Annotated in this window: 14 protein-coding genes; all 14 read left to right on the forward strand. The window is 42.0% G+C overall.

Annotated elements, in window-relative coordinates:
- Position 1 precedes the first annotated feature (1 nt).
- Genes MKX51_RS06015 through MKX51_RS06080 form a run of 14 tightly spaced genes read left to right on the forward strand, consistent with a single transcriptional unit; the run spans position 2 to position 13973 of the window.
- Positions 2 to 682, forward strand: a complete 681-nt coding sequence (locus MKX51_RS06015) for a 7-carboxy-7-deazaguanine synthase QueE (protein ID WP_340943079.1) — start codon at positions 2 to 4, stop codon at positions 680 to 682.
- Positions 683 to 697: 15 nt separating this feature from the next.
- Positions 698 to 2077, forward strand: a complete 1380-nt coding sequence (locus tag MKX51_RS06020) for a coproporphyrinogen-III oxidase family protein (protein ID WP_340943077.1) — start codon at positions 698 to 700, stop codon at positions 2075 to 2077.
- 3 nt (positions 2078 to 2080) lie between these two features.
- Complete coding sequence (locus MKX51_RS06025) at positions 2081 to 3280, forward strand: class I adenylate-forming enzyme family protein (RefSeq protein WP_340991579.1); 1200 nt, start codon at positions 2081 to 2083, stop codon at positions 3278 to 3280.
- Entirely contained in the window at positions 3277 to 3642 is a 366-nt protein-coding gene (gene queD / locus MKX51_RS06030; RefSeq protein WP_340943073.1) for a 6-carboxytetrahydropterin synthase QueD, read from the forward strand. The genes MKX51_RS06025 and queD overlap by 4 nt, the downstream gene beginning before the upstream one ends.
- Positions 3643 to 3687: 45 nt before the next feature.
- Positions 3688 to 3972, forward strand: coding sequence for a hypothetical protein (locus MKX51_RS06035; protein WP_340943072.1), 285 nt, complete (start codon positions 3688 to 3690; stop codon positions 3970 to 3972).
- Complete coding sequence (locus MKX51_RS06040) at positions 3969 to 5036, forward strand: BtrH N-terminal domain-containing protein (protein WP_340991580.1); 1068 nt, start codon at positions 3969 to 3971, stop codon at positions 5034 to 5036. The genes MKX51_RS06035 and MKX51_RS06040 overlap by 4 nt, the downstream gene beginning before the upstream one ends.
- Entirely contained in the window at positions 5027 to 5884 is an 858-nt protein-coding gene (locus MKX51_RS06045) for a 3-hydroxyacyl-CoA dehydrogenase family protein (RefSeq protein WP_340991582.1), read from the forward strand. Before MKX51_RS06040 ends, MKX51_RS06045 begins: the two co-directional genes overlap by 10 nt.
- A 38-nt stretch (positions 5885 to 5922) precedes the next feature.
- Complete coding sequence (locus tag MKX51_RS06050) at positions 5923 to 6180, forward strand: acyl carrier protein (protein ID WP_340943068.1); 258 nt, start codon at positions 5923 to 5925, stop codon at positions 6178 to 6180.
- A gap of 11 nt (positions 6181 to 6191) precedes the next feature.
- Positions 6192 to 7322 (forward strand): acyl-CoA dehydrogenase family protein, encoded by a 1131-nt coding sequence (locus tag MKX51_RS06055; RefSeq protein WP_340943066.1) that lies wholly within the window; start codon positions 6192 to 6194, stop codon positions 7320 to 7322.
- 36 nt (positions 7323 to 7358) lie between these two features.
- Positions 7359 to 8438 (forward strand): HAD-IIIC family phosphatase, encoded by a 1080-nt coding sequence (locus MKX51_RS06060; protein ID WP_340991583.1) that lies wholly within the window; start codon positions 7359 to 7361, stop codon positions 8436 to 8438.
- Positions 8425 to 9024: a GTP cyclohydrolase I FolE gene (gene folE, locus MKX51_RS06065; protein WP_340991585.1), complete on the forward strand. Its 600-nt coding sequence runs from the start codon at positions 8425 to 8427 to the stop codon at positions 9022 to 9024. Before MKX51_RS06060 ends, folE begins: the two co-directional genes overlap by 14 nt.
- Before the next feature lie 46 nt (positions 9025 to 9070).
- The gene (locus MKX51_RS06070) at positions 9071 to 10888 is read left to right on the forward strand and encodes an ABC transporter ATP-binding protein (RefSeq protein WP_340991586.1); all 1818 of its coding nucleotides are present in this window, start codon (positions 9071 to 9073) and stop codon (positions 10886 to 10888) included.
- Positions 10878 to 12650 carry an ABC transporter ATP-binding protein gene (locus MKX51_RS06075; protein ID WP_340991587.1) on the forward strand — a complete coding sequence of 591 codons (1773 nt, stop codon included), beginning with the start codon at positions 10878 to 10880 and terminating at the stop codon, positions 12648 to 12650. Before MKX51_RS06070 ends, MKX51_RS06075 begins: the two co-directional genes overlap by 11 nt.
- 48 nt (positions 12651 to 12698) lie before the next feature.
- Entirely contained in the window at positions 12699 to 13973 is a 1275-nt protein-coding gene (locus MKX51_RS06080) for a DNA glycosylase AlkZ-like family protein (RefSeq protein ID WP_340943054.1), read from the forward strand.

Consider the following 13973-nt stretch of genomic DNA (forward strand, 5'->3'; position numbering starts at 1 on the left):
AATGAAGAAAATCGGAGTATATGAAATCTTCTCTTCCATCCAAGGAGAAGGGATTTTGCAGGGGATTCCTTCTGTTCTGATTCGCCTAGTCGGTTGTAATCTGGACTGTTCCTGGTGCGACACCCAGAGCTTTCTGAAAGGAGGAAGAGGGACTTACTATAAGCTGGAGCAAATAGTTGATGCACTTGATAGCTACTGCTGCAAAAATGTTGTTATCACCGGAGGAGAGCCCTTTATTCATCAAGAACTTCCTATACTCACCCGTGAATTACATGAGCGCGGATATCATATTACGATCGAAACGAATGCGACACTATACCAGGAGGTAGTCTGCGACCTCATAAGCATGAGTCCCAAGTTGTCTAATTCCGTTGTTACAGATCCCGACACGAAGAGCAACAAGATTGATATTGGAGTTATACGTAAGTTCATTTCCAATTTTGACTACCAGATTAAATTCGTTGTCAACGATCAGGAAGATATGGAAGAGGTTAGTTCTATTCTGAAAGAGATCGGAGATTATGATCCTTTTCGGGTGATGATTATGCCTATGGCAGCTACCTTGAAGGATCTGCAGCTAGTGCAGAAAAAAGTGCTCAAATTGTGCATTGATTATAACATGAGATACGCGAACCGTCTTCAGCTGCAAATCTGGGACAATCAAAGTGAGGTTTTAAACTAAAAGGGAGGCTATAGAATGAAAGGACCACTGAGTTTAAAAGAACGTATGGATGATTTTTGGGTGTATCCGAAATTATCGAAAGTGAATGATAAACGCGAGTACAGAGATGATTTTTTTCAATTCCTGCAACAACCTTCTTTAGATAGTAAAGCAGCACTTAACTTGTATATACACATTCCATTCTGTGATTCTGCCTGTATTTTTTGTCCTTATTATAAAGTTCACGGTAGTAAAAATCTGGAAATCAAAATATCAGAGTACATCGACACTCTTATCGCTGAAATGAAGCACTATGCCTCAACTCCATATTTCTATGGGAAAAAGATTGATTCCGTTCATTTTGGTGGGGGCAACCCGCTGCTTATGCAACCTGCAGATTTTGAACGGATCATTCTGGCTGTTAAAACATATTTTCAGGTGGATTTTAAGGAAAATTGGTCAGTTGAAGGATCGATCAATTGTGTGAGAAGCGTCGATCAAATTCGCCAAATGATGGATTTAGGAATTAACAGGATTAGCTTCGGTATTCAGACATTTAAAGAAGATATTCGTAAGGATATGAATATGAGAGTGACTCTGGATGATATTTACCGTGGGGTAGACATCCTGAACTCTGCTGGTCTGACTGATTATTGCATCGATATGATGTACAATATGCCGAATCAATCAATTGATGATGTCATAGAAGATCTGGAGAAAGTGACAGCTTTGAATCCCTATCATATTGATATTTACAATATGGCTGTCTTTCCAAACACTTATCTTGACCGTCAGATCAAGAAAGGTGCCTATCGAATTAAACCATCCAACCCGAACCAGCTTACAGCCTTCCGTGAGGCCCATAAGTGGCTGAAAGAGCATGGATACCAGCAGATAACGACCAATACCTATTCCTTGCGTCAAAAGGAAACACATATTGGCGACCGCCTATACTTAACTAATAACAATGTACTTGGAATCGGAGTATCTTCAAGAGGTTATTTAGACGGTTATGTCTACAAGAATGTGTGTGATATGAAGCAATATACGGAACAAGTGAGTCAGGGTTTATTTCCTGCCAATCTGGCACACAAGCTGACTGAAGAAGAACACAATGACCGGACAATGGTCTTTTTCCCGATCACTTTGGCGATCAGCAAAGCTTCCATCCCCAATTATGCCTTCTATGAAGAAAAGATAAATACCGTTATCGGTATGGGACTTGCCGAATGGACAGGCGACACTCTAAAGCTGACAGAGGAAGGCATCGTATGGGCCGGCAATATAGCGGCACATTTTATTAGTGAGGAACGATGGAACACGTACATGAGTTCATTTTTCCAGTCTGTTCGAGACAAGACGAACTTCTACAACGAAGATGATACAGGGATGAAGGTTGTGGAACTGGAGGTTTAGTTCATGTTGTACTCGAGTCTTCAACAAGCAAAGAATAAATACTCAGAGCGGTGTGCAGTAGTCTGTAACGGACACCATATGAGCTATGCTGAACTCTTGAAAGAAGTTGACTATGCCTCGGAGCGGTTTGGCGAACTGGGACTTGGGGGCGGTCAAACAGCCGCTTTGGTTTTGAGCAACTCACTGGAGTTCATCATCTGTCTGTACGCGTTGTCTAGCAGGCATGTATGTGTGGTGTTAATAAATCCGCAGAATGACGTAGAGAAAATATGCGAAAACCTGCAAATGACTCACTTGGATATTGTAATTATGGAGAATCACGTTTACGACAACCTTAAGGATACGGGCGCATCTTTTCCTTTCCAAGTTATTTTGCGTGAACATCTTTCCGGGTATTGTCGTCCCGGTGCATCAAAGCTTATGAACAGGGACGATAATCTGTATCAATCCAGAAACGAACATGCTCCGGTTGTTATCCAATGTTCTTCGGGGACTACAGGGTTGCCTAAAATGGCCATCCGGACGAACCGGAACCTGTCAGTGGATACGGATAACATTATCTCGACATTTGCTTATACAGAGGAAGATGTTGTCTACTGCGCAGTTCCGGTATGCCATGGATACGGGTTGACCATGGGGTTGTTAGCTCCACTTAAGGCAGGAGCTCAAATATGGCTGGAACGCTGGTTCATGCCGAACCGTCTAATCAGCGACTTATCCAAGACAAGGCTGTCTGTATTTCTGGGAACGCCAGAGTACTATGATATTCTGAACCGCCGTCAATACAGCGAAAGAAACATCAACTTAAGTGAAGTCCGGCTGCTGTTGTGCTCCGGCTCTCCTTTACAAAAAGAGACCGGGTTATCGTTCCACACACGGTATGGATGCTGGATTCAGCAGTTGTACGGAATGATGGAAGTGAGCACGATGTCCTGTAATTTGGCTGCGGATGAAAACAATGTAACAAGTGTAGGACTGGCAGTGAATAATGTCTTGATCAGGCTCGGTGCAGGAGGGGAGATTGAGGTTTTCAGCGAGACGATCTCCGAGAGCTACGTTGGAGACCGAAAGATAACTCCAGCAGAGAAACACGGATGGTTCAGGACTGGTGACCGGGGATATCTCGATGAGACAGGACGGCTGTATATCCAGGAGCGTATCAAGGCTTCGGAGCAATTTGCAGAAATGGAGGCGAACCTATGAAAGTGACTATCGGTAAAGAGTTTTTATTTGAAGCAGCACATCAGTTGCCGCAGAGAGAAGAGTACGGCGCTTGCCAGAACCTGCACGGGCACCGTTACGAATTGACTGTGGAAGTAAGGGGAGAAGTAAATGAACTGGGGTGGGTTTGCAATTTTAAGGAAATAAAATCTATTGTTAAAAATAATGTAATCGAACTGTATGATCATGCATATTTGAACGATCATTTCGACTTACCGACAGTTGAAGTCATGGCTGTACATATTTTCAAGGTGTTGTCTGAGAAATTACGAGACAAACCGTACGACTTGAACCGAATCTTATTATACGAGACTCAGGACAGTTATGCGGAAATTAGAGCATAACTCGAATTAACTATTCTAACAATCATTTAAGGGGAGAAAAACGTTATGGGGAAACCGGAATTTCAAATATCGGAGCGGGAACTGCGGCTTTTCATTATGGATAAAATCAGCGAGGAAAGCACAGATTTAGATGCATTTGATGAGAATACCGAGCTTGTCGACAGTAAAATTATTTCATCAATCTCTTTGATTAATCTGCTTGCAGGAATAGAGGAATATCTGGGTCAAGAGGTTGTTACCAATGAATTCGGCATAGAAGATTTTACATCAGTGAATAAGATCATCCAATCTGTCAGATCCTCCTTGCAGTGGCCGGATCAATCTCTATGAACGCCAGTTCATTTATGGAGTCAGAGTTTGTCTTTCCTAAGGAGTTTGAGTATTACTGCTTTAAAAATTGCTATTGGAATCTTTTGAAATATTATGGTGTTGAAAGTCCCGAGTTATTTCTGGATTGCGGAATCGAATGGCTATTTACTGAAGATGGATCGGATAAATATGGCTACTCATTCAGCACGGGAGATTTTTTCTCCAGCTTTCTGCCTTCTTGGGCTGGGCAAGCACATTTCCACTCTAATTCAGATAACAAGTATCAATGTGAGGAAATTTGGGAGTCCAATCGTCTGAAGTTAATGGCAGGAGTACCTTTAATTGCTGGAGTTGATGTATTCGAACTGGATTATACTCCCTTCTATCACAAAAAGCATTCCTTTCACTCCTTACTACTGACTGGGTATGAGGAAAGGACAGAACAGTATCAGTTAATTGATTGGTACCCTCCCTGGTTCTTTAAGGGAGAACGTACGCAAGCTTTACTTGACCCGGCAAGGTCCTCAGCGAATCAAGCAGACGGAATTCTGAGCGGGAATCCTATCGATTATCTCTGGGTAGAGGTAGAGAGAGAGGGATGGACAGCGGCCAAGAAACATCAAATTGATGAAGCGTTATCTTTGTGTCTAGATCAGTTTTACAGCAGCCCTGAAGAAAGAGGTAATGCGCAGAGAGGCGTTTACGCTCTCCACGCATTGTTGGAGACAATTGAGAAAATGATGGAAGAAACCAAGGGACAAAAGGAGTTTATGGAAGACCTGCATGGTAAATTATTTTTTACAGCACCGCGAAAATCCTTTCTGAAGTTTTATCTGAAATCAGCAGCCCGAGAGTGGCCATCATCCAAATTGTATGGTTGTATCAAGTGCTTGGAGGATACAATCACGGAGTGGAAGAAGCTCTCCTCCATCGTGATTAAGGCATCACTCTCGGAAAGAACCGAACTATTTCAGCAGGTGATCGATTTATTGAGACGTCAGATCTCTCTGGAGAAAAATTTCTACTATGAACTGTATAGCGTAAGCAAAAGTCTAAAGGTGGAAGGATTTCCGATATGGATATAAAACGAGTTGCGGTTATTGGCGCCGGTATCATGGGCAGAGGAGTGGCGGAGGTATTGGCGGCAGCAGGGATCTCAGTCGTTCTGATTGACCGGAAAGATGATGTACTGCGGCAATCCAGAGACCAGCTCCAGGATGATCTGCGGATCCGGGCACTTATTCGCCAATCAGAAATAACGGCTCAGGAGCCTGAGGCGATCATGGAACGCATAGAATGGACAACCCGTTTAGATGTTCTGACCCAGGTCGATTATATTGTGGAAAATGTCCCCGAAGTGACACACGTGAAGAAGGAACTGTATCAACAGATAGCTCCGTATCTTCCAGAATCGTGCTTTATAGCTGTTAACACATCCTGTGTTTCCATTACTGAACTGGCTGCCGGATTACACCGGCCGGAACGGGTTATTGGTGTGCATTTTATGAATCCAGTGCCGTTGATCCCTGCTGTTGAAATTATTCGGGGTTATCATACGTCAGCAGATACTCTGAATATAACCACCTCCTTAATGGAGAGACTTGGAAAACAATCAATCGTAGTAAATGATTTACCTGGTTTTGTATCTAATCGGATATCCCATCTGATGATGAATGAAGCCGTGTTTGTTGTTCAGGATCAGGTAGCAACTGCCTGGGAAGTCGATGAAATATTTAAGAAATGTTATGGACATAAAATGGGACCCCTGGAAACAGCCGACTTAATCGGCCTTGATACAGTAAAAAATTCCCTGGACGTTTTATACAAAAGTTACCAGGATTCTAAATTCCGTTGTTGTCCGCTTTTAAAGAAAATGGTAGACGCAGGCCTTCTGGGGCGGAAGACGGGACAAGGATTTTATCAATACACTTAAACCTATTTCAGAATTTAAGAATGGGAGAGGAATAACCGATGGATGATGTGCAATTGAAAATTGAGCATTTTCTGCTTCGCATGTTCCGTGTCAAACAGATCGGTCTGAATGATGATATCTTTGCGCTGGGTTCAATGAATTCCTTATTCGCGATGCAATTAATTCTTTTTCTTGAGAAGGAGTTTCAAATTCGGATTGAAAGCAAGGATATGGATTTGAACCAGTTTAAGACACTGGGAACTATTATTGAGCTGGTAGAAAGAAAACGTCTTATTCTTAAATCTTCTGGAGAATAAAGGAGGCATTTATGGGGACATTTGGAGTTCAGGAGGCTTTGCGTAAAGAAGAGTTTAGACGTTTTACCGAGTTAGAGGTATTCCCGCTTGCAGACAAGATTGACCGGGATGAACAGATGCCGAGGGAATTAATTCGTAAGTTGGGCGAGTCGGGATATCTGGGAGCCTTTCTGCCAAAACGGTATGGAGGGCATGAAATGAGTATGTCTGATGTGGGATGTCTGAACGAAGAATTGGGGAGAGGCTGTTCTTCAACACGGGGAATTTTGACAGTGCAAGGTATGGTTGAAATAGCCATAGACCGCTGGGGAACACCAGAGCAGCGACAGGAATGGCTGCCGGAGTTGGCACAAGGTTTGGCCATTGGCGCGTTTGCCCTTTCTGAACAAGGAGCCGGGACAGATGCCAAGAGTATTGAAACTGCTGCCGTTGTCCAAGATGGCGTATATATTCTGAATGGTCATAAAAAATGGATTACAATGGGACAACTGGCCGATGTGTTCATTGTGTTTGCCAATTATAACGAGAAGGTAACAGCCTTCTTGATGCCAAGGGATACTCCCGGCTTGACAGTCCGGCCGATCGGCGGAATGTTGGGTCTAAAAGGATCCATGCTGGCTGAACTACAACTGAACAATTGCCGGATACCGCTGGAGAACATGATAGGGTCTGAGGGAACGGGATTGACCAATGTTGCGATGTCCTGTTTGGATTACGGACGTTATACGGTAGCCTGTGGTTGCGTCGGACTTGCGCAAGCCTGTCTGGATGAATCGCTGCTCTACGCCCGTAAAAGAAAACAGTTTGGGAACTCGCTAAGAAATCACCAGCTTATTCAAAAAATGATAACTGAGATGGTAGTAGGTGTTCAAGCGGCCAGAGTATTGTGCACAAATGCAGGGCGCCTGAAGGATGAGGGAGATCCCGAATCCATCATGGAGACTTGGAATGCAAAGTACTTTGCTTCCAAGGTGGCCGTTAAATCGGCCGCTGATGCTTTACAAATTCAAGGTGCTGTCGGGTTCAGTGCGAATAGTCCTGCACAAAGACATTATCGGGATTCAAAAGTTTACGAGATTATTGAGGGTACCTCCCAAATTCACGAGTTAATGATCGCTACGAACGCTTTCCGGAGAATGTAAAATTTCGGAGCAGCTATGGGAAGGGGGAATTAAACGGTGGGCAAAAATATAAAATGTGTGGTCTGGGATTTGGATAATACATTATGGAATGGTGTGCTTAGCGAAGGGGACCCTGTTGAGCCGGATAATGCCGCCTTGGAATTGATACGGGAGCTTGACAGAAGGGGGATTCTCCAATCCATTAGCAGTAAAAATGATTATGACAAAGCGATGCAGAAACTGGATGAGTTTGGCCTAAGGCATTTCTTCCTTTATCCCCAGATACATTGGAATCCTAAGTCGGAAGCGGTGCAGGCTATCATCAACCGGTTAAACATTTCGGAGGATACAGTTGCCTTTATTGACGATCAACCCTTTGAGCGTGATGAAGTAGCGGCTCATCTTCCGGATGTGATGACAATAGATGCTGCTTTTATTAGCAGAATTCCTGATTTTCCAGAAATGAATCCTAAGTTTATTACGGAAGACTCTCTCCGCCGTAGGGAAATGTACATGCAAGATCAACAGAGGAACGAGAGCGAACAGGAGTTCACGGGGACCAAAGAAGAATTTCTTGCCGGGCTGGGCATGGTGATGTCCATTTCTGAGGCAGAGCTAGAGGACCTGCAGCGTGCGGAGGAACTGACAGTCCGGACACATCAATTGAACTCGACGGGTATTACATACGATTTAGAAGAGCTTGACAGTCTCAGGAGATCACCGAACCATCTTCTTCTAATAGCGAATCTTGAAGATCGTTACGGGGATTATGGAAAAATCGGACTTATGCTGGTGGAATGTGGTCCAGAAGAATGGACAATCAAGTTGCTGCTCATGTCCTGCCGGGTCATCTCCAGAGGGGTGGGAACCGTAATGCTTAGTTATATCCAAAAGGAAGCAGAATCATCAGGGGTAAGGCTGCTGGCTGAGTTCCTGCCGAATGAACGAAACCGTATGATGTATGCGACCTATAAATTCGCAGGATTCACCGAATTGCCCGGTAATTGCGGTGGGGATGTCCTTGTGCTGGAGCATGACGCAGATAACCGGGCTGTTTACCCTAAGTATATGACAATCCATACAGGTAACGAAGGGCGACAAAAAAGGAGAGAGAGGCTAGCGAATGGGAGAATTTAAGGATGTCTGCATTCCAGAGCGTACCGAAGCTAATACGGAGGAGATCTCTAAGTATATTCGAAAAATTATAAGCTTAATCGGAGAGGATCCCGACCGGGAAGGCCTGCTGGATACACCGAAGAGAGTAGCCAAAATGTATAATGAAATTTTCAAGGGTTATTCCACAGATTGTGCGGAACTCTTGTCGGCCACCTTTAACGAAAACTACGACGAGCTGGTCGCTCTTAGCCATATTAAGTATTTCAGCATGTGCGAGCATCATATGGTTCCCTTTTACGGACAGGTCCACATTGGTTACATTGCAAATAATAAAATCGTTGGTCTGAGCAAGCTGGCGCGATTGGTTGATGCACTATCAAGCAAGCTGCAGGTTCAAGAACGGTTGACAACAGAAATAGCTGATATGATTGAGCGGCATTTAAAGCCTCTTGGTGTAATGGTGATTGTGGAAGGTGAGCATCTTTGTATGTGTGCCAGAGGCGTCAAGAAACCAGGGGTAGTAACTACTACCTCCGTCAGCCGGGGCGTGTTCAAAACTGATTCCGACCGCAAAAACGAATTCCTGCATTATATCAGACGAGATTAACCGCGTTCTATAGACTTTAGTACTATAAAGGAGCTTTATGATGGTTTTGAAGAAAAAAAAGTATACCTTACTCGACTCCATTTCTATTGCGTATAAAGCAAACCCGGTTATTGTACTTTGCATTTTGCTGTTTGCTGGAGCTAACGGTTTTGTTCCATTTCTACTCATTCTTATGAATTCGAGTTTTATCAATTCCGCGATTGATTATGTGAATCAGAAATCATCCTTTAGTGATGTGTTAGGGCCGCTAATTACAATTTTTCTTTTAATCGGTTATGTTCAGATGTACGCTGTAATCTCTCAAATTCTGTTCTCCAGAGTCACGATCAGCCTTAGAGAAAGCTTTAATACGGCAATCATTCAAAAACAACTGTCGATTAAGTACGAACATATTGAAAATGAAGAAACAAATGAATTATTGAACCGTATCGTTAAAAATCCCGGATTTTACTCCATTAATGAAGTATTCAGGCATCTTGTGGATCTAATTGGAATTCTGATCAATTTTGTTGCCGTAGGCTGGCTGGTATTTGAACTGAAATGGTGGCTTGGTGCGGTTCTGTTTCTGGTATGCATTCCGCTTGTTCTGATCTCTTACGTCTCACAACAAAAAATTTATACTATTCTGCGATCCACCAGCGATCTGGACCGGAAATCAGGATACATCGAATTTGACGTCCTCCGCGGCCGTGATTTAGCTGCAGAGCGCAGACTGTTTGGCTTCACAAGCTATTTCAACGAAAAATTCGAGCAATACTTTACCGGTGCCATCAATTTATCGAAGAAAGTTAAATTTAAATGGCTGGCATTAAACAAAGTTTCTGTCATGTTTATTATTATCACCTGTGTGAGTTTTGCCGTTATGCTGTTGACGCCTTTAAAGAATAACGAAATTACTCTGGGCTTTTTCATTTCACTTGTAACAGCAATCTTTCAGCTACAGGAGAAAATGGCTAACCAAATGTCGGAAATTATCGGATTTTTATCAAAGGACAATGAATATATGAAGGATCTCAACCGCTTTGTCCAGCTCGAAGACGAAGAGGAAAATATAACTGGCTCCCAAGAAAAGAACATCCCTATTCTACGGGTGCAGACAATTGAATTTAAGAATGTGTACTTTAAATACCCGGGGACGTCCAATTATATTCTGAAAGGATTATCTTTTACTATACAGAGCGGGATGCATTATGCAGTGGTGGGTAAGAATGGTTCCGGCAAAAGCACGATTACAAAATTATTATTAGGTCTGTACACACCTGATCAAGGAGAAATTCTTATTAACGGAATCAATATTAGGCATATTCAGTCCCAAACACTCCATATGCTTTTTTCCGTCGTATACCAGGATTTTGCTAAGTATTCTGTAACTGTCGGCGAGAACATTGCAGTGGGCGATACCCGCCAATTTACCGGTAAAGAGAAGTTGGAGGCAGCTAAAATCATTGAAATTGCCGATTATGTAAGATTAAAAGAAAATGTGGAGCAGCTTCCGCAACAGTTTGATACCCCTCTGGGAAAAATTTTACCAAACGGAATTGACCTCTCAGGTGGGCAGTGGCAAAAAATTGCATTGGCCCGTTCGCTGATGAAGAAAGACACCGTGCGAATTTTGGATGAACCGACGGCGGCGCTTGATCCGCTGGAAGAAAGTAATTTGTACACACATTATTCAAGAATATCATCAGAGGATACGACCATCTTTATTTCACATCGCCTTGGCTCTACTAAACTTGCAGACATAATCCTGGTTATTGATGACGGACGGGTAGCGGAATGCGGATGCCATGAGGATTTAATGCAGAGTAGAGGGATTTACAATGATATGTTTAATTCACAAAAGGAATGGTACTATGAAGCCTAAATCCATGTCTTTTCCGAAAATTTTAAAGAGAACCTTATCTTATGGATTTCAGAAGCTACCCGGATACTTTGTTTATTACATCTTAATTTCTTTATGTCTGGCTGCGCTGAATTTCCTGTCTATTGATATTATCAAACGAATGTTCGATACGGTTTCGCTTGCATTCTCTACAGGAGTATGGGAGGGAACCATATCTATCATTTTGTTGGGAGGCCTGGTATTAGTATTATTCCAGTTCATTAGTGGTTATCACAGTTTTCTGAATGAAGACTATTTTCTTCAATTTATTAGCAAAATTCTAAAAGATATGAATGCCAAAGCAGGCAGGCTTGAGCTTATAGAATTCGAATCGATAGAGCTGTATGAAAAAATAAGTTTGGCAATCGGGGGCGTTCATCATGCCATTAAATCAACTATCCTGCTGCTAAACGGTGTGATTTTTCACTTGGTATTCTTTATAAGTATCAGCGTCTATTTCTTTTCGATCAAGCCTATTCTTGTTCTGCTGTGTTTCTTATTTTTCATTCCTAAATTTATCTCCCAACTGATTAAAGGGTCCAATTTATACAAGCTGCAGGAGGATCTTGTACAGACTACAAGGGAGATGGAATATTATCAAAAATGTCTTACCGATAAGGAGTACTACAAGGAAACGAAAACCTTGGAAGCAAGACCGTATTTTTTTAGCTTATATCAATCTAAACTTCGAGAATGTAATCAGAAGGAATGGAAAGCTAATTTAAAAATTGGCATGATCGATCTGCTGCTCAGTTTCATTACATATTTGGGCTATATAGGTTCTTTTGTTTTAATTACGTATTTCCTTCTAAAAGGAGAGTTATCCATCGGGATATTTGCCGCTGTGTACTATTCTTTGAACAAGTTGATGAATAGTATGAGTGACATGATGGAGTTGTTTGGTAGTATCTATCAAAATGCCAACCTGGCCGGTAAGCTCTATGATTATTTAGAAATTCCAGAGAATCCGACGGAAACGGTAGAGCTCCCCCCATTGGAAAAAATTACGTTGCATGATGTTTCATTTACGTATCCCTATAGAAACAAAGAATCACTAAAAAATATTAATTTGGAAATATATAAAGGTTCTAAACTGGCGATTGTCGGTGCCAATGGATCGGGGAAAACCACTCTGGTCAAAATTATTACAGGGTTATTTCAAACCTCCGGAGGGGAGATTTTTTACAACGATATTAATCTGTCTGGTAAGCAGAAAAATCTATACAGCAAAATATCGGCTGTTTTTCAGAATTTCGGTAAATATAAGCTGACATTAAGAGAGAATGTCATCCTTAGTGAGATTGAAAAACCATATGATGTCGAATATCTAAATACCACGCTAGATAAGTCAGGATTCAACAGAAATAAAGACGGGCTGACAGAGGGTGTTGAGACGATGATGTGTCGCTCTTTCGGAGGAATAGATCTATCCGGAGGAGAGTGGCAGCGCTTGGCTATTGCAAGAGGACTATATAAAACGAATGATCTCATCGTACTGGATGAGCCTACTTCAGCGATCGACCCCATCGAGGAAACAAATGTGTATAAGCGTTTTAATGAAATATCAAAGGACAAAACAACGATTTTCGTTACTCACCGTCTGGCTTCAGTCAAATCGGCAGATAGAATTATTGTAATGGATTCAGGAGCTATTCTGGAAGAAGGGAGTCACGAACAACTCATGGCACTCAAAGGTAAATATCATGAAATGTATATGTCCCAAGCCGAATGGTATGTTCGCTAAGAAACATTTCTAACACCCTTAAAAATGTTTTGTGATAAGGAGGTAAAGATGGAGATTATAGAAATTTCTAAGGAAGAATTAAAGTCATTTTTAGTCACCTATCAAGGTTTGCATCCAAACAAGCCTAAGGCTGACAGATCAGAGATTATTCAATTTATTAAGAGAGTGGGGTGTATTCAATACGACCCTTTAAACATGGTTGGGCACAACCCGGATCTTATGCTCCAATCACGCTTCTACAATTACGACCCATCCATTTTAAATCGACTTCTTTATGAAACAAGAGATGTGATTGACGGATGGGATAAGATGATGGCGATATATTTAACGGAGGATTGGCCGTACTTTAGAAGAATGCGAGTTAAAAAGCGTGAGGAGATCGAAGGGATTCTGACATATAGAAATTCAAGTAGTGCTCTTCAGTATGTAGAAGAAGTAAAGGAACACATTGTAAATAAAGGTCCAATTTCTCCTGCCTTTATAGACTTTGGCCGCGCTGAGAAAGGACGATGGGGCCATGGAAAGCTGTCAAGTGCTACGATGGATTACATGTGGAACGTAGGGATTTTGTCGGTGAAGGAAAAGAAAAATACTCAAAAAATATATGATCTTACTGAAAATTTACTTCCTTCTCATGTTTTAGAACAAGAAGATCCTTTTGTGGATGATTACTCCTTTTATAAATGGTACTTTAAAAGAAGAATTGGGAGTCTGGGAGCCTATTGGCTTCGTAACGGAGGAGGGTGGCTAGGACACTTTGTATCAGATAAAAAACTTCGAATCCATGTACTAAATGAATTGTTTGAAGATGGCGAATTAGTTCAACTTAAGATTAAGGGCTCGAAGGAGATTTTCTATATGCGCTCTGAGGACAAAGAAGTTTTGAATCAGATGAGTATGGAGATCCCTGTCTCCAAAGCGCTCTTTCTAGCCCCTTTAGATAATCTTTTGTGGGATAGAAAGCTGATTAAAGATATTTTTGATTTTGAGTACAGTTGGGAAGTGTACAAGCCGGTATCCAGCCGAAAGTATGGTTACTATGTGCTGCCGGTACTTGTGGGCAACCAATTAGTGGCGAGATTTGAACCTGAGAAACATCGTGCTAACGAACCACTTAATGTAAAGAATTGGTGGTGGGAGGATGGAATCACGATAACGGGCCAATTAATTGACGCGGTGTTTGAAGGAATAAACGACTTTTGCTCCTATCTTAAAGCGGACGGTTTATCGCCAAAATCAACTGAGAGAATTACAACCAGTAGACTGAAAGGTATTGATGGGAAGAATACAGATAACAATGTTAATTATGTAGCAAAGGGTTGA

Source organism: Paenibacillus sp. FSL M7-0420 (assembly GCF_038002345.1).
Lineage (GTDB): Bacteria > Bacillota > Bacilli > Paenibacillales > Paenibacillaceae > Paenibacillus_AQ.